Here is a 23,478-nt window from a genome sequence, read left to right as displayed (position 1 = left end):
TCGAAATGAATGCCGAAATGAATATTGAAATGATATTCAATACTTAAATAGTTTATCTCTCCGATTATACGGTATTTACCTTATAAAAAAAACTATAGAGAGCAATGATTAGCTAATTTTTCTAAATTTGTTTAATTTTATTTGATTTCATTTGATTTTATTTAAATTTTCACCATCTTAATTCGTTATTTTAGCGTAGAAGTCGCAGTAAAAAGCAATAAAATCACAAAAAAGAGCTATTTGTTCATCAAATAGCTCTAGGTTAGAGCCTCTATTGAAAGAGGGTAAGGCAACTTTAGAGAGAGATTACCAATGATTGCTAAAATGATTGCTAAAGATCATTTTCTTCCATTGTTAAGATATCATCGACCTTTTCTAGAAAAGGTTGATCTTGTAGCGAGATGATCTTGAGGATATTGAATAGACTCTCAACGATCTGTGTGGAGTAGTTCAAATCATTTAAGATAGAACTGGTGGTAAATCCATCAATTGAGCCGCTCTTGAGTGCTGAGTAGACATCTGAGCGAAATTGACTCTCAAATTTACGTGAGTACTCTATCAATTCCGCAAGGGGAATCTCTTGTAGTTGTGGGTAGAGAAGAGATGCTTGATTCTTTAATTCTTCCTTCATCTCTGCGCTAGAGAGATGAGAAGTGGATTCATCTTCATTGTAGACATGTAGTGAGTAGACCGTCCGTAAATTACTGACAATATACTCTCTCAAACGGATATAGAAGTTTTGGGCCACATTTGGATCTCGTGAGAGGTAATATTTGAGATTTTTTTGCAGATGATGACTATTTTTAACGGCAGAGACCAACTTAAAGGCGATAATTTGGCAAGTTGAAAGAACGCTCTGATACTTCTCCTCATTCTTGTTATATTCAATCTTACTGATAAAGGTAAGGAGCTCACTATAGAGATTTTTAATATGCTTTCGATAGAGTAGATCTGCATCAACAGGATCAAAATCATCATATTGGGTAATAGATTCTGGAGTTACCTCTTTAGCCGATAGCACCTCTCTTTTTAAAAAGAGGATATGGCAGATCACCTCTAGGCTTACTTTAGAGAGATAGGTGAGCTCTTGGAGCACAGCTTGGGTGGCTGTTTGTGTTGAGGAGAGCGCTGTATCGAGAAGATATTTAGGCGGAGTATATTGAACCTCTACCTCTGTCTCACTATAGTCGCCACTAAAATCGACAATCTGTTTTGGCTCGGGAATGTTAGGAATCATTTTTTCTAAAAAGAGCGCTAATCTCCCTTTCAGCGGCCAAAAAAGCAGAAGACCTACAATATTAAAGAGGGTATAGAAAGCTGCAATTTGGATAAGGGGATCTAATGCTAATTTTATTGCGAAGAGATCGAGTAGTGTAATGATCGGTTTGAGTAGGATTAGAATGACAATTGCTGTTCCTGTATTGTAGATAACATGCGATCCGGCAACTCTCATGCCGGCACGATCTCCGCCTAAAAAGCCTAAAATACCTGTAGCTAAGGCACTTCCTACGATTGCTCCAACCGTTAAAGCATAGCCTTGAGGTGCATCTATCTGGGCAAGAGCAAGCATTGTCAAGATCAACATTATTGTTGCATGGCTTGATTGAAGCACTATGGTTAATGCGGTTCCTACAAAGACAAGAATTAAGATCCCCATCCATCCTTCTAGTTGATAGCTTAAGATATCAAAATCTTCTGTAAAACTAGAGAAGCCACTCTTAATGAGATCAATCGCCAATAGAATAAATGCGACACCAATTAAGACACGTCCGGCAGCTTTAGCTGTTTTCCCGGCAAAGGAGGCGAGGATTCCCATCACAACCATCGGATAAGCAAAAGGACCTAAGCTTACATTTTGTCCTGCAAGCGCTAAAAGCCAGATACCACCACTTGAACCAATGTTGGCCCCAATAATAATACCAATACCGGCAGTTAAAGTGATAAGACCGGTACTGATAAAGGCAATAATAAGCAAGGCAACAACAGTGGTAGATTGTAAAATTAAGGTTGAGCTTATTCCAAAGAGAAGGCTTTTAAAGGGCGTTTCCGTTCTCTTCGCTAAAATTCGTTCTAATCTACCACCGGCAAGTTTTTCTAGTCCATCTTGCATGCTCTGCATTCCAAAGAGGAAGAAGGCAAGACCAGCACACAACTCAAGCCAATCACCATTGAGGTAGAATGAGTAGAGAAGAAGGAGAGTAATGACAATGATGCCGATATTTTTAAGTAGTTTTTTGACCACATTGCCTCGCTTAAATTATTAAATTATCTAGATCAATTAAATTAGATAGCGTAAATTTATATAGTTACGGATAATTGATCGCATCTAATAGCTACATCTACTTGCTGCAGACATTAGATGCAGAAAGAATTGAGTGAAAGAGGTTATTATAGGTAGTGTTGACCTATTGCTCAAATTATTAGAGCGCTTTGAGCAAGTATCGGGTCGGTATGCTCAAAAGAGAGAGTGGGAAGAGAGTGACACTGAGTCATAACGTTTAATCATAACTTAGAGTAAAGATAGGTAGAGTAAAGATAGGAGCATTAAAGCAAAAAATGGAGTGGTTAGATGATGCAGTTGCGATCGAGCGATTTCGTGACTCATTAATATTTGAGAAGGGTGCGAGTGATCAAACAGATGATTCTTACATTAGAGATCTTGGTAAATTGAGTCGTTATCTACAAGAGCGTGAGCTCAATTTGGTCTCAATTACTGCAGAAGATCTTAATAATTTTTTTCAAGATCTGATTGAGGCAGATGCAAATCCGCGAAGTCTTGCACGTTATCTCTCTTGCTATAAGCATTTTTATACCTTTTTACAGCTTGAGAAGGTCAATGAGGGGAATCCTGCAGAGAAAATTAAGCTGCCTAAGTTTCATAAACCGCTTCCGGTATCTATTTCGCAAGAGGAGGTTGTTGCGCTTCTCAACGCACCGGATCGATCAACGCCAATAGGTTTAAGAGATTATGCAATGTTGGAGATTCTCTATTCATGTGGTTTCCGTGTGACAGAATTAATCTCTTTGCAATATAGTCAAATTAATTTTGAAGTGGGGTATGTGCGTGTTGTTGGGAAAGGGGATAAAGAGCGTTTAGTTCCTATTGGTGAGGTCGCTTTAGAGGCTGTAAAAAGCTATATCGATCGATCAAGACCGCTGCTTCTTAAGGATCGCGCGAGTAATACCCTCTTTGTGAGTAATCGGGGGACGGCAATGTCTCGGCAGGCTTTCTGGTATGTCATAAAGAAATATGTCCAAGAAGTCGGTATTCAAGGAGAGGTTTCGCCCCACACCTTACGCCATGCATTTGCAACTCACTTAGTTAACAATGGTGCAGATCTGCGGGTAGTGCAACTCTTATTAGGTCATAGTAGTCTCTCTACCACACAAATTTATACTCATGTTGCTAAAGAGCGACTAAAACAGTTACATGCTTTAAATCACCCAAGAGGGTAGTGACAGGTGCGTTTACTGGAAAAGAGCGCTGATAAAAAGTGTTTGATCTTTACGATATTCTATTTACATTGTAAGTGAATACGATACACTCTCTACATTATTGTGAAAAAGTGTCCTGTAAAAGTGAACGAGCAGGTAAGCGAGAAATTGAGCAGACACTGATCATAAAAGAAGACAATTATTAAAATATCCACAGAGGCAATTCATGAAAAAATTACTCCTGGTTTCGGCCACTCTATTAGGCTTATCGGCAGTTGCAAATGCAGATGCAAACTTGAAGCACTTTAATAACTTAATTCAAGGGGTCACTGTTGAAGAGGTCCAACCATCAGTAATTGATGGTTTGTATGAGGTCTTTGTAAAAGAGAGCCCTTATCCTATCTTTCTCTCTAAGGATGGAAAGTATATGTTAGAGGGAAATGCGATTGATCTCGTCAAAGGGGTCAATATGAGTGAAAACTATGCCAATCGACAAAATAAAGAGAAGATTGCTAAATTAGATCCTGCTGATATGGTGGTCTATCAATCACCGAAAGAGGAGCATGTTGTTACTGTATTTACAACAACAGATTGTCCATTTTGTCGTATGCTTCATTCACAGATTGATGATTATTTAGCAGAAGGAATCACGGTCCGCTATGTAGGATTCCCTTACCGTGGCCTCAATTCAGAAGGGTATCAAGAGATGGTGTCTGTTTGGTGTGCTGATGATCGCAATAAAGCACTAGATGAGGCTATTGCTTTTGCTGATAATCGAGGTGGAGCAAAACCTAAGCCCGCGAGTTGCAAAAATCCTATAGCGGAGCAGTATCAGCTTGCTTTAGAGATGGGGGTGCAGGGAACGCCGGCAATTATTTTAGAAGATGGTGCTATTTTACCAGGATATCTTCCTCCTAAAGAGTTACGTAAACGTATCGATGCAAGGGAATTATAGGTTTATAGCACTTGTTGGGTTTTTATCTCTTGAATAGATAAAAGAAAGGTCATCTTAAAAGATAAGATGACCTTTTGTTCTCTTCTAATTTAAATTTTTAGCTTATTAATGATCGATCAAAGACCGAATTACCGAATTAAAGATCGACTAATTTGATTAATTTGTTAACTTATTTGAAGTTGAAGAAGATTTTAGGTGCTTCGTGATTACGTCTAAAGAGAATAATCATTGCGCCTATTTTCTGGATGAGAGTTGCATTGAGTGCAGTAACGATCTCTTCTGTGATAGACTCTCTCTCTTCACGATCACGACCTGCGAGTTTAATCTTAATAAGCTCGTGATGTGCAAGCGCTTTGTCAGCCTCTTTGATGAAGCTTTCTGTAACGCCTTTATCACCTAAAATAAGCACCGGATCAAGATGATGGGCTTTACCTTTAAGAAATTTGATATGTTCAATTGTGAGTTTAATTTGTGTCATGAGTAATGAAAATAGTTCTCGAAATAAAGAGATTAGCGTATCACATCAAGCGCAGCTTCGTCATCTTTTTAAAAATTTGAAGGTGTTAGCGGTGAGCCTACTACTTGCCGGTATTATTTTGTTAGTTGCAATTCAATTTATGAATTTCACTCCAGCAGTAGAACTAGGATTGTTATTCTTCTTTGGTCTTTGTGGCGCGCTCTATCTTGTAGGGCGAGGGCGATCTTTTCTCCTTCAGTATCATGCTATAGAGGCGAAGATTGAAGCAGAAAATGAGGATAAAAAGAAGAAGGCTAAGAGATCGACACAAATAGGAGAGACACCAGATCAAGATTCATAGTGCATATACCTAATAGGATATCTTAAGGATGCATAGAGATGGAGAGCTCAGTAGTTAATTAGCTAATCAACTATTAATCAATTAAATAGTAGCATTGAATATGGATTGTTCTCTTTGAGTAGTGCTATTAGATGATGAAAAAATGGTAAAAACAGCACTATAACAATAGTAATGTAACAGCTTAAAAATAAAAGCAAAAAGCAAAAAGCAAAAAGCAAAAATTAAAAGTAATAAAAGAGTAAAAATTATGGCAAAAAAGAGAAGCGCAAGTAGTACAAGATGGCTTAAAGAGCATATGGACGATGAGTATGTATTGCGATCAAAGCGAGAAGGGTGGCGTTCTCGGGCAATCTATAAACTTCAAGAGATTGATGAGAAAGATCGTCTGTTTCGATCAGGAATGACTGTGGTAGATCTCGGTGCAGCCCCAGGTAGTTGGTCTCAATATGCGATGCATCGCGTAGGGGATCATGGTGTTGTCATTGGTCTAGATCTGCTACCTATAGATCCACTTGCTGGCGTTCACTTTATTCAGGGGGATTTCCGGGAAGATGAGGTGCTCGATGAGTTGCTGGAAGTATTAGATGGACGTTTAGTGGATGTTGTTCTTTCTGATATGGCGCCTAATATGAGTGGTATTAAAGGGGTTGATCAACCTAAAACGATGTATCTGCTCGAATTAGCATTAGATTTTGTAAAGGGTAATCTTAAGCCGGGAGGCGATTTTCTTTTGAAGATCTTCCAAGGGGAGGGGTTTCAGGAGTATTACAAGGATTTACAGAAGAACTTTACAAAAGTGGTGACAAGAAAACCGAAGGCTTCTCGTGCGAGAAGTGCTGAGATCTATCTTTTAGCAAAAGGTTTTAAGGGAAGAGATGAGGATTGAAAGTATTGATTTCATCCCCATCATCTTGGGATAAGGGCGGGGATGTGTAAATCAATCTCGCTATTAATCGTAAATGATATTTCAAAAAGCATTTAGAGGTCGCTTGAAATGAGAAAAAAAGGCCTCAGATTATGAGGAATTACTCTCAAAGCGTGATAGACTTCTATATTGCTTTTTGGTAAAAATGAGTAGGCAAATCTAAGTGCAATCATCGAATCTGACGTAGTAAAGTAGAATTGTTTACATATTATCAATTGATTTCAACTATAAAATCGAGGTTAGTCTTTTGAAGTACAAGGGAAGAGATATAGCTTTATGGCTTGGAATAGGTATTTTTGTATTTATGCTATTTCAAGGCTTTGGCGGCAGTGGGGGGCGAGAAATCCCCTATTCAGAATTTTTAAAGCAGGTAGAAAATGGACAAGTGCGAGAAGTTAGCATGAGCGGTCCTGCGAGCGCGAATATTGAAGGGGTAACCTCAGATAACGTTCGATTTTCAACCTACAATCCTGAAACAAATAATGGCCCTCTGATTCAGAGTTTAATTGATCATGGTGTTCGCTTTACAGGTAAATCATTAAGAACTCAAGGATTGTTTCTCTCAATCTTCTTGAATCTGTTACCGATACTCCTACTCTTAGGATTCTTCCTCTTTATGATGCGCCAATCGGGTGGTGGCGGTAAAGGTGGACCGATGAGTTTTGGTAAGTCGAAAGCGAAGATGTTAACGCAAGATCAGATTAAGACGACCTTTGCGGATGTAGCGGGTGCTGATGAGGCGAAACAGGAAGTGGGTGAAATTGTTGATTTCTTAAGAAACCCAGGACGATTCCAAAAATTGGGCGGAAAGATTCCCCGTGGTATTTTGATGGTGGGCTCTCCAGGTACAGGTAAAACATTATTGGCAAAAGCGATTGCCGGTGAGGCAAAAGTACCATTCTTTACCATCTCCGGTTCTGACTTTATGGAGATGTTTGTAGGGGTTGGAGCTTCGCGTGTTCGAGATATGTTTGAGCAGGCAAAAAAACATGCACCCTGCATTATCTTTATTGATGAGATCGATGCGGTTGGTCGTCATCGTGGATCAGGAATGGGCGGTGGACATGATGAGCGTGAGCAGACCTTGAATCAGCTTCTTGTTGAGATGGATGGATTTGCAGATAACCAAGGGGTTATCATTATTGCCGCAACAAACCGACCTGATGTTTTAGACCCAGCGTTATTACGTCCGGGTCGTTTCGATCGACAAGTTGTTGTCCCGCTTCCTGATGTGAAGGGTCGTATAGCGATTCTTAAAGTACATCTTCGTAATGTTCCTGCAAGTAGTGATGTGGATATTGAGCAGATTGCACGCGGTACGCCAGGCTTCTCAGGAGCAGATCTTGCTAACTTAGTCAATGAGGCGGCACTCTTTGCTGCGCGTAAAAATCAGGATCAAGTTACACTTTATGATCTTGAAGAAGCAAAAGATAAGATCATGATGGGAGCAGCAAGAAGCTCGATGCAGATGACTGATGATGATAAAAAGCTCACTGCCTATCATGAAGCAGGGCATGCTATTATTGGTTATCGTTTAAAGTCAGATCCTGTCTATAAAGTAACGATTATTCCAAGAGGTCGAGCTTTAGGGGTCACAATGACACTTCCCGAGCGTGATCATGTAAGTGTTCCGAGAATGTGGTTAGAAAATAAATTAGCAATGGTCTTTGGTGGTCGCATAGCAGAAGAGTTGATCTTTGGTTATGATGCCGTAACAACCGGGGCAGCAAGTGATATTCAACATGCTACAAATCTTGCGAAAAAGATGGTAACAGAGTGGGGCTTATCTGAAAAAATGGGCTTTATCTCTTACTCTGAAGGAAATGAATCCTACTTAGGAGGACATTCAGGTCATGCATCCGGCGTTTCTGATGAGACAGCGCGTCAAATTGATCTTGAGGTCAGAGCGATTATTGATCGAAACTATGCTCGAGCAGTAGAAGTCTTAGAGACTGATATTGATAAACTTCATAAGATGGCGGAAGTGTTGTTAGAGATTGAGACAATCGATGCTGATCAAGTTGAAGATATCATGGAAGGACGCCCTGTTCGTGGTTTAGATAAGAAGCATGATGAGGATCCGGCTTCCTTAGATATCAGTGGACCACCTAAAGTAGACATTGTCTCCTAATAGTCACTCTGACTTTAAGTTTAAAGGAGATTTGAAGAGAGCTATCCTCGAAAGAGGGTAGCTCTTTTTTGGGTTGATACTTTTGGTAACTGCTCTATTTTCATTAGATCGCTTTTCCTTTAGAATAGGCATCTATTTATTAGATCTGAATTTAGGGTCTAAAATTTGGGATCTAATCTTGAACATGTTATGGGGTAGTGGAAAGCGATGAGTCAGCAGTTTAAAAATATTGGGATTATTACAGAGTTAGTATCAAAAGAGCCTCCGGTAGTACAACAACATTCAGAAGCTAAACAAGCTGAAAAACTCTCATTTTCTCAATTGCAAAAACGTCTGCGTCATCAGGTAGGAAGAGCTGTGATGGATTATAAGATGATTGAGGAAGGGGATCGTATCATGGTTTGTCTCTCGGGTGGGAAGGATTCTTACACGCTGTTAGATCTTCTTATGATTCTGCAGAGACATGCGCCGATCTCATTTGAGATTTTAGCGGTTAATCTTGATCAAAAACAACCCGGTTTTCCTGAAGAGATACTTCCTCAATATCTAGAGAGTATTGGTGTGCCATATCATATTCTTGAACAAGATACCTATTCAATTGTGACAGAGAAAATTGCACCCGGTAAGACGATGTGTAGCCTCTGTTCTCGGTTACGTCGAGGTTCTCTCTACTCATTTGCTAAAGAGCATGGCTATAATAAGATTGCTTTAGGACATCATCGTGACGATATTGTTGAGACTCTCTTTATGAATATGTTTTTTGGGGGAACAATGAAAGCGATGCCACCAAAGTTGCGGAGTGATGATGCTGATAATATTGTTATTCGCCCTCTCAGTTACTGTAGTGAAGCAGATATTGCCGCTTATGCTCAATTACGTGAGTTTCCAATTATTCCTTGTAATCTATGTGGCTCTCAAGAGGGGCTACAGCGACAAGAGGTGAAGAAGCTATTGCAGCAATGGGAGCGAGAGTCACCCGGAAGAATCGATAATATTTTTAGAGCAACAAAGAATATTCGTCTTTCCCAGCTATGTGACAGCGACCTCTTCGATTTTGAAGCATTTTCAACAAATAGTGAATATGTGAAATCTTAAAAATTTCTGTCTCGAATTACACCCCAAGGTTTTTTTATTGAACCTTGGGGTTTTTTGATCAGTTTATTATTGAGATATTAGATGACGAGATAGTAGAAGAGTGGGACTGTTAAAAATGAGATGGGGATACCGATAGCGGTCATAATGGAGGCGAGTTCTCCATCGAGTCCGCGCTCAAGCGCAATAATAACAGCAATCACCATCGGTGCCATGCCCGCTTGCATCAAGACAATCTGATTGATGTAGATATTAGAGGATGCATAGATAAAGAGAAGGGTGGCAAGAATAAAGAGTGGTAGGATAATGAGTTTAATAGTAAGACCGATCGTTAGATAACCGATGAGTTTTCTATTACGAGGTATCGTTAAGTTTGCTCCAACAGAGATCATGGTCAGCGGGGTAATGAGGCTACTGAGAGACTCTAAAGTGAAAGTTATAAAGGCTGGGTAGGCAAAGGGTTTGAGGAGGAAGGCAAAGATCAGAGCAATAATTGGAGGATATTTAATTAAAGCATGTAAGTTTTTACGAATAGAGATCTTTTCACCACTATAGAAGTCAGCGATAAAAGCACCGAGTGTAAAGAGAAGAATAAAGTTTGATTGATCAACCCACAATGCGATTCCAAGATACTCTTCTGTTCCCATCATTGCCTGTATCAAGGGGACACCGACAAATGAGGTATTTGCAGTTCCTGCAAGTAAAATGAGTGTCCCGGTAGTGATGCGAGACATCGGAATAAATATTTTGATGATATAGATGAGGATGATTGTTACTAAGAAAAGCACCCAGGGCGAGAGAAGAGGGAAGAGGGCATCTAAAGAGAAGGTTTGTGAATGAACTTTATCGAGTATTAACGCCGGCAGTGCAACTGTGATCGCAACACGATTGAGAGAGTAGATAAATTCGCTTTTGCAGCTGATTGTACGTGTGACAAGTTTACCTATTACAAGGCATGTCAATATTAAGATAATTCCATTCATAAAGGCTGATCCATCCAATATACCCTCTTTTGCACTAAGGTGTTTTAGAGCAAGAAGAGAAAGAGAGTGAGTATTTTTAATCCGGTAGGGGCGAGCGCAATGAGGAGATTGATGAAGGAGCTGATGACTCAGCTAATGAGAAAATCATCTCCTTTTTTGCTCTCTACCACTTTAATATAGATCACTCTATTATCCTATCTCAAAGTCTGAGTTTGCTTGAGCAGAGGGGCATGATTCGAAATTAAGGGGAGTAATCACTCCCTCTTTTAATAGATTGATATAGGCAGGCGCCCCTTTTTGGAGAAAACCGTAATTTCTAGAGCTTTTCTGCTCTTTCTGCTCTTTCTGATAAATGAGAGTTGCCGGGATCGATGTCCCCAAAGCGAGTGCTTCTTCTAGAGGGATATCGAGAAGATCGATTGCATTGAGAATAGAGCAAGCCATATCGATATGGGCACCGGCAAGCGTTCCTTGATTATTTGTTAAGCGCCCTTGATCGACATAAATTTGCTGATCATCTAAGTAAAATGATTTTTGATCACTGCCGATAGAACTCATGGCATCACTGACAATAAAGAGTTTTCCTTTAGGCTTACTTTGATAAGCCAGCTTCACCATTAAAGGATCAACATGAAAAGTATCATTGATAATAGAAACGTAACTCTCTTTCGATTGAATGGCATAACCTGTCGTTGCCGGATTGCGGGAGCTCATTTGTGGCATCGCATTATAGAGATGGGTAAATCCTTTAACGCCGGCCGCTATAGCTCTATGAAGGAGATCAGGAGGGCATTCGGTATGTCCGGCAAAGATAATTGCACCTGATTGAGTAAGCTTTTCAATAATGAGGAGCGGCACCATTTCAGGGGCTAGGGTTATGAGGCGAGGGATTTCTGTATAAGAGGCGATCAGATCGATCATCTCATCACTCAGAAGTCGGATATTATCTGCTTTATGGATCCCTTTACGTTCAGGATTGATCATCGGTCCCTCAATATGGATCCCAAGTAACCCTGGAAGCTTTTTCTCCATCCCCTCTGAAACGGCCTCCAATCCTCTTTTGATCACCTCATCTGTAGCAGTAATGAGCGTGGGAAGAAGTGCCGCTGTTCCTCTTGCTCGATGTGCTTTTAAAATTTGGGATATGCCGAGAAGGTTAGGGGCATCATTAAAGAGTATTCCTCCACCACCATTAACCTGTAGATCGATAAATCCTGGGAGTAATGTACCGCGATACTCTTTTATAGAGTAGGAGGAGGGAATATTTTGGAGAGGAATGATCGCTTCAATAAGATCATTTTTTAATAAGATGGCTGACTCTTTGAGTAGTTGCATGCCATCAAAGATTGTGGGAGCAACAAGAGCGATATTTTGATTCATGATTTATTATGACACTGGACTGATATTAGGCTGATATTGTGCCGGTATTATGTATTAAACAGAAGGTATTTTCTTTAGGAAATAGAGACTGAAAGTATCCTAGTCCTGTTGAGCGTCAGTGACAATCCTATTTTTTTAATGAAGAAGAGAAGCAACTATTTAAATTTTTTATCATTTTATTGCATCTCCTACTATATCTCTTGCTTGTATCTCTTTTTCACTTTATAAGCTCTTAATTTTACAAAATAAGATCTTAGAAGGAGGTGAAAGAGAGATCAAAGAGTGTCTTAAGAGAGGTAACGCATCTCGCTAGAATGACACTCTTTGAGGCAGTAGCTTATAGCGTCTCAGTCACTTTTTTAAGATTAGGGGGTAGATCAGGATCTAGGCCACGATGTTTAGAGAGCTTCTCGATCACCCGGTAGTATGCGGTAATCTGAACTAATGGTTGAAGAAGAGGGTGAACCTCTGGAACGGCTAAGGTATATTCATCTCCCGCTTTTGATGCAACAGAGAAGACTTGTGCTCCATAACCTTCTAACTTTTTATTAATCTCTAAGCAGGATGCTCGAGATTGATCCGAGCCAATAAAGCTAATGACGGGATATTGTGGGGTAATTAATGATACTGATCCGTGGAAAATTTCTGATGCTGAGATTCCTTCAGCATGAATTTGGCAGGTCTCCTTCAATTTTAGTGCAGCCTCTACCGCAGCACTGAGACCTACGCCACGACCGATAATGAAGAGATCTTTTGCATGAGAGAGATGATCAATCAATGTTGGCCACTCACTATTAACAGCCTCTTCCAAGGCTAATGGGAGGTTAAGAAGGGCATCTGCTAAAGCACCATCTTCGCTCCATGCAGCAAAAATAGCGGCATAGATTGAGAGGCTTCCGACAAAGCTTTTAGTTGCGGCAACACTCTTTTCTTCCCCGGCTTTAATACCAAAGAGAAAATCACACTCTTTAGCAAGTGGGGATTCTTCATCATTGATAATACCGATGACCTTAGTCCCTTGTGCGCGCATCATCTTTGCAAAAGTGATAAGGTCTGGACTTTTACCAGATTGAGATGTGACAATCAAAATGGCATTATCAGTTTTGAGTGCGCGTTGATAGACAGTAGCTAAGGAGGGCGCAGCAACAGAGACGGGAACCCCTAATCCTGTTTCAAAGAGATACTTCCCATAAATAGATGCATTGTAGGAGCTCCCTCGACCTAATGTAATAATCTGATTAGGTTGCTTTTTCTTGAGATACTCCGCAAGTGCGATCAATGTAGAAGCATTTGCTTCATTTTGATGCTCGATAACATTGGGGATATCTAAAATCTCTTTAGCCATGTAGGTCGACATTGTTTATTCCTTATTTTGCTAAATATTAATGAGATAGAGGTTGAGATAGGACTCTCAGTCTATCATTTTTTGATCATTATACCGTTTTGATTAACGTTGTTATTGGTTTATATCAGTAGTTTTATGAGTACTTCCATCATATTTTTCTCTTTTTAGCGGTTAACTACTTCTTTTGCTTTCTGCAAAGCGGCTAATTGCGAGCTACCGACAAAATCTTTTGCAAATTGATAGGCGATACGACCACTGCGGGAGCCTCGGCTCTGAGTAAATTGCAACGCTTTTCGTTCAACATCCTCATTATAAGGGAGATCGGGGGCTAATTGATAGAGCCAACTTTTCACTATCGCGAGATACTCTCTCTGTGAAGGTGGATAGAAAGAGACCCATAATCCAAATCTTTCTGAGAGTGAGATCTTCTCTTCGATCGCCTCTTGTGGGTGAATCTCCTGCGCTTCATATTGATTAAGATTATCTTGCATCGATTCAGGTAATAGATGGCGTCGATTAGAGGTGGCGTAGAGAAGAATGTTTTTTGCCGGGCTCGAGAGGGAGCCATCTAACATCGCTTTTAGCGGTTTATAAGCGGGATCGCCAGACTCAAAGGAGAGATCATCGCAGAAGATAATGAAAGGGTAGGGGAGTTCTTTTAATAGTGAAAGAAGTTCAGGAAGATCCTCAAGATCTTGACTATCAATTTCAACCATCTTTAATCCATCTCTGTGATAAGAGGCTAAGGTTGCTTTGATTAGGGAGGATTTTCCAGTTCCGCGCGCGCCAGTTAAGAGTAGGTTATTTGCCGGTAATTGCGCTAAAAACTGTTCGGTATTTTGACGGATAGTTGTAATCTGTTTCTCAATTCCAACAAGTTGCTCAAAAGAGATGGTTGCCGGGTTTTTAATGGGGAGAAGCTGTCCAAAAGGTGAGTAGCTCTTTTTTGCCCAGCGAAATGCAACATTTTCTGCAAAGTTGATGGCTGTATGATCAGGTGGAAAGAGTGGTTCTAAACGATCAATACTCTTACTAATTTTCTCTAAAAGAGTTCTAATTTTTTCCATAAATCTCCCTCCAGATTGGTATTCTCTTGATCTTTTTTGAAATTATTATCGTTATGTTTGGTCAGTTATGACTGATAGTCATGATGGGCTGTGGGGTTTAATTTTCCCCATAAGAAAAGACGATTTTATTTTTCATAAAATCGTCTCTTATCTGCTATTTTATAGGTTTATTTCTCTTTATACTGCCCATATGCCATGATCTTATCATAACGTTGTGCAAGTAATTCCTCTACAGAGAGTTGAGATAATTGATCTAATGCTTCAAGAATCTCTTTTTTGATATTATCGCTCATCTCTTTATAGTTGCGATGCGCTCCACCTTGAGGCTCTTCAATAATTTCATCGATCAGTTTTGCTTCTCGATTCTTCTCTGCTGTTACACCCATCGCTTCAGCCGCTTCCTTATTTTTCTCTGCACTTTTCCAGAGAATAGAAGCACAGCCTTCAGGGGAAATAACAGAGTAGATAGAGTATTGAAGCATCATCACTTTGTCACCTACAGCGATCGCTAATGCGCCGCCAGAACCACCTTCACCTGTTACGGTGCAGATGATAGGAACGCGTAATTTGCTCATCTCTAATAAGTTACGAGCAATTGCCTCACTCTGTCCACGCTCTTCAGCTCCAATACCAGGATATGCTCCAGGTGTATCGATAAAGGTGATGATGGGAACATTAAAGCGCTCAGCAAGCTTCATGAGACGAAGTGCTTTACGGTACCCCTCAGGGCGAGGCATACCGAAGTTGCGTCTGATCTTCTCCTTGGTATCGCGCCCCTTTTGATGACCAATCACCATGACTGTTCGGCCCTCAATTCTCGCTAAACCGCCAACGATTGCTGCATCATCTGCATAAGCGCGGTCACCATGGAGTTCTTGGAAATCCTCACAAATAAGATTGATGTAATCTAGGGTATAAGGACGTAAAGGATGTCGTGCGAGCTGTGTGATCTCCCACGAAGTAAGCTTAGAGAAGATCTGCTCTAACTTCGCATTCTTCTTCTTTTCTAAGGCTTCAATTTTATCCGATACATCAATATCTGCGTCTTGAGCCCAATTTTGGAGCTCATTTATTTTAGTTTGAAGCTCATAAATAGGGGCTTCAAAATCGAGGTAATTCGTATTCAACACAATACTCCTAAGAAATTCGATATGCCCTATAAAATAGCATATATTAGGGCAATAGTAAGCTAAACTATTATACGCGAGCAGGAATCTTTTCGCGATGCTCTTTTAATTTCGATGAGATTTGGAAGGCGAGTTCTAGGCTCTGTTGTGCATTTAATCGAGGGTCACAGTGTGTATGGTAGCGATCTTCGAGATCTTTAGAGGTGATATTTTGCCCACCCCCTAAACATTCTGTGACATCGGTACCTGTCATTTCAAAGTGGACGCCACCGGCATAAGTTCCTTCGGCATTATGGGCATCGAAGAAATTGACAACTTCAGCAAGAATTTGATCAAAGGGACGTGTTTTATAGCGATTTTCAGTAATGGTATTACCATGCATTGGGTCACAGCTCCAAACAACATTTCTCCCTTCTCGTTTTACAACGCGGAGAAGTCTGGGGAGGTGCTCTAAAATATTATCGGCGCCCATACGAGTGATTAAGGTTAAGCGTCCTGGTTCATTTTGCGGGTTAAGGGCATCAATAAGACGAATAAGTTCTTCATCGCTCATTTTTTGACTCACTTTGACCCCAATTGGGTTTGCAATGCCACGGGCATATTCGATATGCGCGCCATCGAGTTGACGAGTTCTCTCCCCAATCCAGACCATATGTGCAGAGGTGTTATACCAATCTCCGGTAGTAGAGTCTGTTCGCGTCATTGCCTCTTCATAACCTAGGAGAAGCATCTCATGAGATGTGAAGTATTCTGTCTCACGAATAATGGCATTATTAGGGTCGACACCACAAGCTTGCATAAACTTCAATGCATCTTGGATACGTGTTGCCAGATCGATATAACGCTCTGCTTGAGGTGATTTATCAACAAAGCTCATTGTCCAGCGTTGAACGCGGTGAAGGTCGGCATAGCCCCCCTTTGCAAAGGCACGGAGCAGGTTGAGAGTTAATCCTGATTGCGCATATGCTCTCCATAATCTCTCTGGATCGGGTTCTCTCGCCTCAGTAGTAAATTCAATACCATTGACAATGTCACCTCGATAGCTAGGAAGGGTCACACCATCAATTGTCTCGGTATCTGATGAGCGAGGTTTTGCAAATTGTCCGGCAATTCGACCTACTTTGATCACAGGGCTACTTGCGGCAAATGTTAAGGTGACTGCCATCTGTAGAAGGACGCGGAAGGTATCACGAATATTATCAGAACTAAAATCTGCAAAGCTCTCGGCACAATCTCCCCCTTGGAGAAGAAACGCCTTTCCATCAACAGCTTGTGCTAGATGGGACTTAAGAGAGCGAGCTTCGCCGGCAAATACAAGAGGAGGCGATTTACGTAAACGATCCTCAACCGCTTTAAGGGCTGCTTTATCTTTGTAGTTAGGCATCTGTGCCGCAGGGAAGTTTCTCCAGCTAGAGGGTGTCCAAATCTGAGTCATAATAATCCTATAATCCTCTCTTGAATTGTCTTGATGACTTAATGGGTAAAAAATAATAATACACTAAAATTAAAACAGTAGACTTAAACGCTATGAATACTGCTCTACAGTGGTACTGCATCATGCGGTTAATAGTGAAAGTAATAAAAAATGCCTTAAGAGTTATCCGCTTAAGGCATTTTGAACATTCTATCTATAAACTATTGTAGATGATCTATTTCTCTATTGGGGATTAAACTCTAAAAGCTCTATCGATGAGTGGATGATTTTAGAGCGATTCCCATTAAGATCTATTCTATTTAGTTTTTTGATTGATCAACAAGGCTATTTTCTGTGATCCATGGCATCATAGAACGAAGTTTAGCACCTGTCTTTTCAATAGGATGTTCTGCATTTAAGCGGCGAAGTGCAGTCATTGATGGATAGTTAGTCATCCCTTCTTGAATAAACATCTTCGCATATTCTCCAGATTGAATGCGATAGAGTGCATAACGCATCGCTTCTTTTGTCTCTTCTGTAATAATTTCAGGGCCTGTCACATACTCACCATACTCGGCATTATTAGAGATGGAGTAGTTCATATTTGCGATTCCACCTTCATACATAAGGTCTACAATTAACTTTAACTCATGTAGACACTCAAAATATGCCATCTCTGGAGCATAACCAGCTTCTGTTAATACCTCAAAGCCCGCTTTGACAAGCTCTACTGCACCACCGCAGAGAACTGCTTGTTCACCGAAGAGATCTGTTTCCGTCTCTTCTTCGAAGGTTGTTTCGATTACGCCAGCTTTGCCGCCACCATTTGCAGATGCATAAGAGAGTGCTAAATCGCGCGCTTTACCAGATGAGTCTTGATAGACAGCGATCAATGTAGGAACGCCGCCACCTTTAACATATTCAGAGCGAACAGTGTGACCTGGGCCTTTTGGAGCAACCATCACAACATCGAGATCTTTGCGAGGAACAATCTGGTTGTAGTGGATATTAAATCCATGAGCAAATGCAAGTGTTGCACCCTCTTTAAGATTAGGTTCAATAGCATCACGATAGACAGCAGGTTGATTCTCATCAGGAAGGAGAACCATCACGAAATCAGCCTCTTTAGTTGCTTCCGCGATCTCTTTTACGTTGTGACCGGCATTGACAGCCTTGTCCCATGAAGCGCCACCTTTACGAAGGCCGACAATAACATTGACACCTGAATCTTTAAGGTTTTGCGCATGAGCGTGACCTTGTGATCCATACCCAATGATTGCAACAGTTGTCCCTTTGATTAATGAGATATCGGCATCTTTGTCGTAAAAAACATTCATCTTTAAATATCCTTTCTTTGTTTATGATCTCTCTTCACTATGCTATAAGTTAGCACGCTCTTAAATGGCGATTCCTTTAGGATTAGCTTAAGTGAAAATAGAGAGATTATTTTTTATCTAATTTATTAATTTATCTAATTTATTTTAATATTGATCTTAGATATTACTCTTAGATCTATTCTTAATTTCTCAAATATTGAGCTATTTTGTTACTTTTAGATTTGTGGTTACTCAATTTTAGAGCGTTACTTTAGATCGTTAAACCTTTTGCGCCTCTGACTAATCCGAGTGCACCAGATCTTACAATTTCGATGATTCCTAACTCCTGTACCGCCACAATAAAGGCATCAAGCTTCTCTTGTGTACCTGTCATCTCTATTGTGTAGGAGAGAGGGGTAACATCAATCACGCGGCCTCTAAACATCTCATTGATACGAAAAAGCTCAGAGCGATTTTGCCCTTCAGCTTGTACTTTAATGAGCATCATTTCACGCTCAACATAAGCACTATCGCAAAGATTTGTAAGTTTGACAACATCAATTAATTTGTTGAGTTGCTTGATAATCTGCTCAACAACATGATGATCGGCAATAGTGACAAGTGTTAAGCGAGAGAGTGACGGATCATCTGTCGCAGCAACACAGAGGCTGTCAATATTGTAACCACGGGCGGAAAATAGATTCACTACCTTCGATAGTGCGCCGGCTTCGTTCTCCATTAAGATCGAAATAATATGACGCGAAGTTTCTGTATTAAAAAGTGTCATTTTTCTCTCCTATACCTGACTTAAGCCTTCTTTGAGCGTATTTTCCATCTTATCACGACCCGCTAAGATCATTTCGTGATGACCTTTTCCGGCAGGAATCATTGGGTAAACGTTCTCGCTGGGATCGGTGATAAAGTCGAGGAAGATGGTCTTATCTTTCTGTTTGAAAGCTTCACGTAGTGCCGGTTCAACATCACTTGGTTTGTGAATTTGAACGCCACTGTGACCATATGCCTCAGCAAGTTTTACAAAATCAGGGAGAGAGTCGAAATAGCTCATGCAGTAACGCTTCTGGAAGAAGAATTCTTGCCATTGGCGTACCATCCCCAAATAACCATTGTTGAGGTTAATAATTTTAACAGGAGAGCAATATTGCAACATGGTAGAGAGCTCTTGGAGCATCATCTGAATACTACCATCTCCGGTAATACAGGCGACTTCTCTATCAGGACGGGCAATTTTTGCTCCCATTGCGGCAGGAAGGCCAAAGCCCATCGTGCCGAGACCACCTGAATTGAGCCACTGTCTTGGCTCATCAAAGGGGTAATATTGTGCTGCCCACATCTGATGTTGGCCCACATCTGAGGTGATAATCGCTTTACCTTCCGTGACCTCAAAGAGTTTTTCAATCACAAACTGTGGTTTGATAACCACGTCAGATTGTTCATACTTTAAGGATTCCATTGCACGCCATTCACCAATCTGCTCCCACCATTTAGTCAGAGCATCCTGATCTAATTTACCTTTTTTGCTCTTATGGATTGCATTAAGCTCTTTAAGAACAGGTTGAAGTTGACCCACAATGGGAAGATCAACAGGGACATTTTTAGCAATTGATGATGGATCAACATCGACATGAATGATCTTCGCGTATGGGCAGAAGCTCTCTAATGTTCCGGTAATCCGGTCATCAAAGCGCGCACCTAAGGCAACTAAAACATCACAGTGATGCATCGCCATATTTGCTTCATAAGTTCCATGCATTCCTAACATGCCAAGAAACTGCTTATCAGTTCCCTCGTAAGCACCTAGTCCCATTAAGGTACTTGTGATAGGAAGATTGAGCGCTTTAACAAATTCACGAAGTTCTTTAGAAGCTTCACCAATAATGACGCCCCCGCCGGTATAGACCATTGGGCGTTTAGCTTTCATAATAAGATCATATGCGCGAGCGATCTGTTTTGAGTGCCCCTTAACGGTAGGGTTATAGGAGCGCATTGTAATTTTTTCAGGGTAGACAAACTCTGCTTCATGGACCGTAATATCTTTTGGAAGGTCTATCACAACAGGGCCAGGGCGACCTGTTGTAGCAATATAGAATGCTTTTTTAATTGTGCTTGCGAGATCTTTGACATCTTTGACTAAGAAGTTATGTTTGACACAAGGAAGGGTAATTCCAACAGTATCTACTTCTTGGAACGCATCATTCCCAATTAAGCTTGTAGCTACTTGTCCAGAAAAGACAATCATGGGAATTGAATCCATATAAGCAGTTGCAATACCAGTGACAGCATTGGTCAGCCCAGGACCGGAAGTGACCAGAACGACACCTGGCTTTCCTGTTGTACGCGCATAAGCGTCGGCAGCATGGGTCGCAGCCTGCTCATGGCGCACAAGGACATGTTCAATTTTGTCTTGTTTATAAATCTCATCATAAAGTGGCAGAACTGCACCTCCAGGATAACCAAAGATACACTCTACCTTCTCCTTCATTAAGGAGTGAATGACGATTTCTGCACCGCTTAATTTCACAGGATCTCCTCTCTTTTCAATATTTGTTATTCATTTTTTTAGGGTATCGGTTAGATTCCAGAGACTCTTTAATCTCTATCATCAATCTAATCTGATCTAATCTTCATAAAGAACTTCCACTAACTTTCAGTGCTAGTACCACCCATTATGAGTATTGTTCATTATCTGGGAACTTATTCTTATCTCTCCATCAGATATCACGATACAATAGTGTCGATGATTATTCGGCACCTTTTTACTCCCGCTACCGTCAAGTGTAGTAGGAATATTTATAATGATAGAGTGATTGAGATTTATATTTGTTATTCAGAAAATGATTCAGAAATGGGTGGTCATTTATTCTTTTTTCTTGCCGATAAATTTAAAGAAACTCCCTCAATTATTGGGGGATTTTAGAAACTTATTCGACACGGATAAATTTAGAATCCTCAATACCTTTAATTAACATAGCATTATTAATGATATTTTCTACATTTTCTTGCACTGTTTTTTTTAAAAACAGGATAACTTGTTGATATTGATCATAAACTTTAATTTTTTCTGCTCTAATTTCCGCGTCTAAAAGCACTTTTTTAAGCGCTTCAGTAATAGTGTTGCTCACTAGATTGTCACTATATTTAAAAGAGAGATAGTAATGGGAAGAGAAGGCTTTTGCTGGAAGTGTTGGCAGCGCCTGAAGATTCTCTTCTAAAAAGCCTAATGCCGGCGCACTATGGTTGCGGCTCTTGTTTTGAATTATTTCAATAAGATCGGCAATGACCGCAGATGCTGTTGCTTCACTACCTGCACCGCGACCGGAGTAGAATTGTTCGCCAACTGCATTGCCTGCAACATAAACGCCATTAAGGACACCATCGACCCGAGCGAGCTGGTGATCTTTAGAGAGCAGGGTAGGATGAACACGAAGCTCAACTCCCTGCTTGCTCTTTCGGGCAATGCCGAGATGTTTAATGGTATAACCCTCTTCTTGTGTAATAGCAATATCTTCGGCGGTAATGGTATCAATCCCTTCGATATAGAGATCTTCAAAATTGAGGGGCATTCCAAAGGCTGTCGCTGCAAGAATAGTTAACTTGTGAGCCGCATCGATTCCCTTAATATCAAATGTAGGATCTGCCTCGGCATAACCATGTGCTTGTGCTTCTTTGAGGCATTGGTCGAAGTCGACCCCTTTATGACTCATCTCCGTTAAAATATAGTTAGAGGTACCATTAATGATTCCCATCACGGTATCGATCTCATTTGCAGATAACCCCTCTCTTAAAAGTTTTAAGATGGGAATGCTCCCGGCAACAGATGCCTCAAAACGGAGAAATACCCCATTTTCTTTTGCAAGTTGAAGCAGTTCATTGCCGTGGAGAGCGATAAGCTCCTTATTGGCTGTAATCACAGATTTTCCATGACTTAGTGCGCTTTTAATATAGGTTAATGCAGGTTCAATGCCACCAATGAGCTCAATTACAATATCAATTTCAGGATGATCGGTAATATCGGTAATAGAGGTTGTCAGGTTGAGATCGTAAGGGTTATCTCTCTCGAGTGAGCGCACAAATACTTTTTCTATAATAGGGGTGCGGGTAATTCGACGAGCAATCTCTTCTCTATTTTTTGTTAAAACAGCGGCAACGCCTGAGGCAACAGTGCCAAGACCAATTAATCCTACTTTAAGAGGCTCCATGATAGATCAAATTTCTCCAATGATTAATGAGTGATGAACAATGAGAGTTCAAAAATAGTTTCTGAGTGAGTCTGCTTTTAGGCGCTTATCTATTTTTGACTACATCATTAAGGATTGAAAATTAGGGAGGATAAAACCCCTAATTGTGACTTAAAATTAGTCGTATAATTGAGAGTGTACCTGATTTTTTTAAAAGTGGAAAACAGTTGAGATTCTTGACTATAAAATAAGCAAAGATCTCTCTTGTTCCTTTTGTGAAAATTTTGTTAAGCCCCTATTTGAGCCATTTTATTAAGAACACTCCATATCATTTGTTAAACGATGATATGGAGGTTCACTTAATGTAGATTGATGATCTATTTTGTTGATTTTTGATAAATCTCTATAGCCTTTAATGCCCCTTGAAAGATTTCATAAGGCGTTGCATCACCATCCATATATGCACCTCCCGTAATAATTTGATATTGCGCATCATAATGTGCCTCAGTTGTTGCGGTTTCAATATGTTTTATATTCCACTTTTCAAGAGCGGGAAGAAAAGCGCCGGCATTTTGAGCTTGTCCAAAGGTGATAGATGCATCTTTGATATTGAGCTCTTTGAGTGCAATTGCAATAGCCATTGGGGCAGCACAGATCGCAATAATTGGTTTTTTCATCTCGATAGCACCTTTAAGTTTCTCCCCGATATCGGCAGAAAGGGTAGCGTCTTCTCCCTTATCAAGAAAATTAGTGAAGTTTTTAATCACGCCGAAACCACCAGCGAGTGCTACACCATCGATTTTATTGAGGTCTAGTTTGGAGATGGGGGAGATTTTCCCTCTTGCGATACGGGCAGCCTCTTGCATAATATTGCGCTCATCTCCTTCAATCTCTCCATTGAGGTGATTGATGGTATCGGTTTGCAAGCGATCTGGCGCATAGAATGAGACCGCTATTCCTGCTTTAGAGAGTGCGATATTAAGTGCGGTCGCCTCTGTAATTTCTGCACCATCTAGGTGACCACATCCTGAAAGAATTAAAGCAAAATGTTTCTGATTCATACTTTTGTAACTCCTTTTAGTTTGATGGTAATAATTAACACTTCCCCGATTTTTACGTTAAAATAGGCGAAGAATCAATCTTCTTTCATCATACCAGATAAATATTGATCTCGATGAGAGAGGATAGATAAGGGATAGAAGAGATATTATAAGAAGCATTATAAAAAATAGAGACAGGTAGAGAGATCGTCGACCGCTGAGCGGTAGATCGGTAGAGTGATCAATTGAGATTA

19 protein-coding genes are annotated in these 23,478 nt (G+C 40.4%); 6 read left to right on the top strand and 13 right to left on the bottom strand.

Going from position 1 to position 23,478, the window contains the following annotated elements:
* Positions 1-331: 331 nt before the first annotated feature.
* On the bottom strand, positions 332-2,242 hold the full coding sequence (locus tag B9T19_RS08745) for a Na/Pi cotransporter family protein (RefSeq protein ID WP_094568246.1): 1,911 nt from the start codon (positions 2,240-2,242) through the stop codon (positions 332-334).
* 314 nt (positions 2,243-2,556) lie between these two features.
* On the opposite strand from B9T19_RS08745, the gene xerD reads away from it, so the two are divergent.
* A complete protein-coding gene (gene xerD / locus B9T19_RS08740) occupies positions 2,557-3,456 on the top strand; it encodes a site-specific tyrosine recombinase XerD (protein ID WP_094568245.1) in 900 nt (299 codons plus the stop codon).
* Between the two features lie 205 nt (positions 3,457-3,661).
* Positions 3,662-4,390: a thioredoxin fold domain-containing protein gene (locus B9T19_RS08735; RefSeq protein ID WP_094568244.1), complete on the top strand. Its 729-nt coding sequence runs from the start codon at positions 3,662-3,664 to the stop codon at positions 4,388-4,390.
* Positions 4,391-4,559: 169 nt separating this feature from the next.
* Here the strand turns inward: B9T19_RS08735 and yhbY are convergent, their stop codons facing one another.
* Positions 4,560-4,868 carry a ribosome assembly RNA-binding protein YhbY gene (yhbY, locus tag B9T19_RS08730; RefSeq protein WP_094568243.1) on the bottom strand — a complete coding sequence of 103 codons (309 nt, stop codon included), beginning with the start codon at positions 4,866-4,868 and terminating at the stop codon, positions 4,560-4,562.
* On the opposite strand from yhbY, the gene B9T19_RS08725 reads away from it, so the two are divergent.
* The 4 genes from B9T19_RS08725 (at position 4,867) to ttcA (ending at position 9,359) form a co-directional block, all read left to right on the top strand.
* The gene (locus B9T19_RS08725) at positions 4,867-5,208 is read left to right on the top strand and encodes a hypothetical protein (protein WP_094568242.1); all 342 of its coding nucleotides are present in this window, start codon (positions 4,867-4,869) and stop codon (positions 5,206-5,208) included. The two genes, yhbY and B9T19_RS08725, sit on opposite strands and share 2 nt — an antisense overlap.
* A gap of 247 nt (positions 5,209-5,455) precedes the next feature.
* Positions 5,456-6,094, top strand: a complete 639-nt coding sequence (rlmE, locus tag B9T19_RS08720; RefSeq protein ID WP_094568241.1) for a 23S rRNA (uridine(2552)-2'-O)-methyltransferase RlmE — start codon at positions 5,456-5,458, stop codon at positions 6,092-6,094.
* 286 nt (positions 6,095-6,380) lie between these two features.
* On the top strand, positions 6,381-8,264 hold the full coding sequence (gene ftsH / locus B9T19_RS08715) for an ATP-dependent zinc metalloprotease FtsH (RefSeq protein WP_255406360.1): 1,884 nt from the start codon (positions 6,381-6,383) through the stop codon (positions 8,262-8,264).
* 207 nt (positions 8,265-8,471) lie between these two features.
* On the top strand, positions 8,472-9,359 hold the full coding sequence (gene ttcA, locus B9T19_RS08710) for a tRNA 2-thiocytidine(32) synthetase TtcA (RefSeq protein WP_094568239.1): 888 nt from the start codon (positions 8,472-8,474) through the stop codon (positions 9,357-9,359).
* Positions 9,360-9,436: 77 nt separating this feature from the next.
* Here the strand turns inward: ttcA and B9T19_RS08705 are convergent, their stop codons facing one another.
* The 11 genes from B9T19_RS08705 to elbB all read right to left on the bottom strand — a co-directional run bounded on the left by B9T19_RS08705 (position 9,437) and on the right by elbB (position 23,245).
* Positions 9,437-10,339, bottom strand: coding sequence for an AEC family transporter (locus B9T19_RS08705; protein ID WP_143436873.1), 903 nt, complete (start codon positions 10,337-10,339; stop codon positions 9,437-9,439).
* A 189-nt stretch (positions 10,340-10,528) separates the two neighbouring features.
* The gene (gene nagA, locus B9T19_RS08700; protein WP_094568237.1) at positions 10,529-11,719 is read right to left on the bottom strand and encodes an N-acetylglucosamine-6-phosphate deacetylase; all 1,191 of its coding nucleotides are present in this window, start codon (positions 11,717-11,719) and stop codon (positions 10,529-10,531) included.
* A gap of 337 nt (positions 11,720-12,056) precedes the next feature.
* Positions 12,057-13,076: an SIS domain-containing protein gene (locus B9T19_RS08695; RefSeq protein ID WP_094568236.1), complete on the bottom strand. Its 1,020-nt coding sequence runs from the start codon at positions 13,074-13,076 to the stop codon at positions 12,057-12,059.
* A 152-nt stretch (positions 13,077-13,228) separates the two neighbouring features.
* Positions 13,229-14,131, bottom strand: coding sequence for an ATP-binding protein (locus B9T19_RS08690; protein ID WP_094568235.1), 903 nt, complete (start codon positions 14,129-14,131; stop codon positions 13,229-13,231).
* Between the two features lie 167 nt (positions 14,132-14,298).
* On the bottom strand, positions 14,299-15,258 hold the full coding sequence (accA, locus tag B9T19_RS08685) for an acetyl-CoA carboxylase carboxyl transferase subunit alpha (RefSeq protein WP_094568293.1): 960 nt from the start codon (positions 15,256-15,258) through the stop codon (positions 14,299-14,301).
* Positions 15,259-15,328: 70 nt separating this feature from the next.
* The gene (locus tag B9T19_RS08680; RefSeq protein ID WP_094568234.1) at positions 15,329-16,693 is read right to left on the bottom strand and encodes a class II 3-deoxy-7-phosphoheptulonate synthase; all 1,365 of its coding nucleotides are present in this window, start codon (positions 16,691-16,693) and stop codon (positions 15,329-15,331) included.
* Between the two features lie 299 nt (positions 16,694-16,992).
* The gene (gene ilvC / locus B9T19_RS08675) at positions 16,993-18,009 is read right to left on the bottom strand and encodes a ketol-acid reductoisomerase (protein ID WP_094568233.1); all 1,017 of its coding nucleotides are present in this window, start codon (positions 18,007-18,009) and stop codon (positions 16,993-16,995) included.
* A 250-nt stretch (positions 18,010-18,259) separates the two neighbouring features.
* Positions 18,260-18,775: an acetolactate synthase small subunit gene (gene ilvN / locus B9T19_RS08670; protein ID WP_094568232.1), complete on the bottom strand. Its 516-nt coding sequence runs from the start codon at positions 18,773-18,775 to the stop codon at positions 18,260-18,262.
* Between the two features lie 9 nt (positions 18,776-18,784).
* On the bottom strand, positions 18,785-20,527 hold the full coding sequence (gene ilvB / locus B9T19_RS08665; RefSeq protein ID WP_094568231.1) for a biosynthetic-type acetolactate synthase large subunit: 1,743 nt from the start codon (positions 20,525-20,527) through the stop codon (positions 18,785-18,787).
* A gap of 400 nt (positions 20,528-20,927) precedes the next feature.
* Complete coding sequence (locus B9T19_RS08660) at positions 20,928-22,205, bottom strand: homoserine dehydrogenase (protein WP_094568230.1); 1,278 nt, start codon at positions 22,203-22,205, stop codon at positions 20,928-20,930.
* A 356-nt stretch (positions 22,206-22,561) separates the two neighbouring features.
* A complete protein-coding gene (gene elbB / locus B9T19_RS08655; protein WP_094568229.1) occupies positions 22,562-23,245 on the bottom strand; it encodes an isoprenoid biosynthesis glyoxalase ElbB in 684 nt (227 codons plus the stop codon).
* Positions 23,246-23,478: the final 233 nt, after the last annotated feature.

This window comes from Ignatzschineria sp. F8392 (assembly GCF_002252045.1).
Lineage (GTDB): Bacteria > Pseudomonadota > Gammaproteobacteria > Cardiobacteriales > Wohlfahrtiimonadaceae > Ignatzschineria.
The sequence above is the reverse complement of the archived record's forward strand: the minus strand, read 5'-3'. Positions and strand labels throughout refer to the sequence as shown.

Coding starts and splice junctions, on each gene's coding strand:
- elbB (WP_094568229.1), bottom strand. CDS start 23,245: ATGAATCAGAAACATTTTGCTTTAATTCTTTCAGGATGTGGTCACCTA.
- yhbY (WP_094568243.1), bottom strand. CDS start 4,868: ATGACACAAATTAAACTCACAATTGAACATATCAAATTTCTTAAAGGT.
- B9T19_RS08680 (WP_094568234.1), bottom strand. CDS start 16,693: ATGACTCAGATTTGGACACCCTCTAGCTGGAGAAACTTCCCTGCGGCA.
- ilvN (WP_094568232.1), bottom strand. CDS start 18,775: ATGACACTTTTTAATACAGAAACTTCGCGTCATATTATTTCGATCTTA.
- ilvC (WP_094568233.1), bottom strand. CDS start 18,009: ATGAATGTTTTTTACGACAAAGATGCCGATATCTCATTAATCAAAGGG.
- B9T19_RS08695 (WP_094568236.1), bottom strand. CDS start 13,076: ATGTCGACCTACATGGCTAAAGAGATTTTAGATATCCCCAATGTTATC.
- nagA (WP_094568237.1), bottom strand. CDS start 11,719: ATGAATCAAAATATCGCTCTTGTTGCTCCCACAATCTTTGATGGCATG.
- B9T19_RS08660 (WP_094568230.1), bottom strand. CDS start 22,205: ATGGAGCCTCTTAAAGTAGGATTAATTGGTCTTGGCACTGTTGCCTCA.
- B9T19_RS08705 (WP_143436873.1), bottom strand. CDS start 10,339: ATGAATGGAATTATCTTAATATTGACATGCCTTGTAATAGGTAAACTT.
- rlmE (WP_094568241.1), top strand. CDS start 5,456: ATGGCAAAAAAGAGAAGCGCAAGTAGTACAAGATGGCTTAAAGAGCAT.
- B9T19_RS08690 (WP_094568235.1), bottom strand. CDS start 14,131: ATGGAAAAAATTAGAACTCTTTTAGAGAAAATTAGTAAGAGTATTGAT.
- B9T19_RS08725 (WP_094568242.1), top strand. CDS start 4,867: ATGAGTAATGAAAATAGTTCTCGAAATAAAGAGATTAGCGTATCACAT.
- ttcA (WP_094568239.1), top strand. CDS start 8,472: ATGAGTCAGCAGTTTAAAAATATTGGGATTATTACAGAGTTAGTATCA.
- B9T19_RS08735 (WP_094568244.1), top strand. CDS start 3,662: ATGAAAAAATTACTCCTGGTTTCGGCCACTCTATTAGGCTTATCGGCA.
- xerD (WP_094568245.1), top strand. CDS start 2,557: ATGGAGTGGTTAGATGATGCAGTTGCGATCGAGCGATTTCGTGACTCA.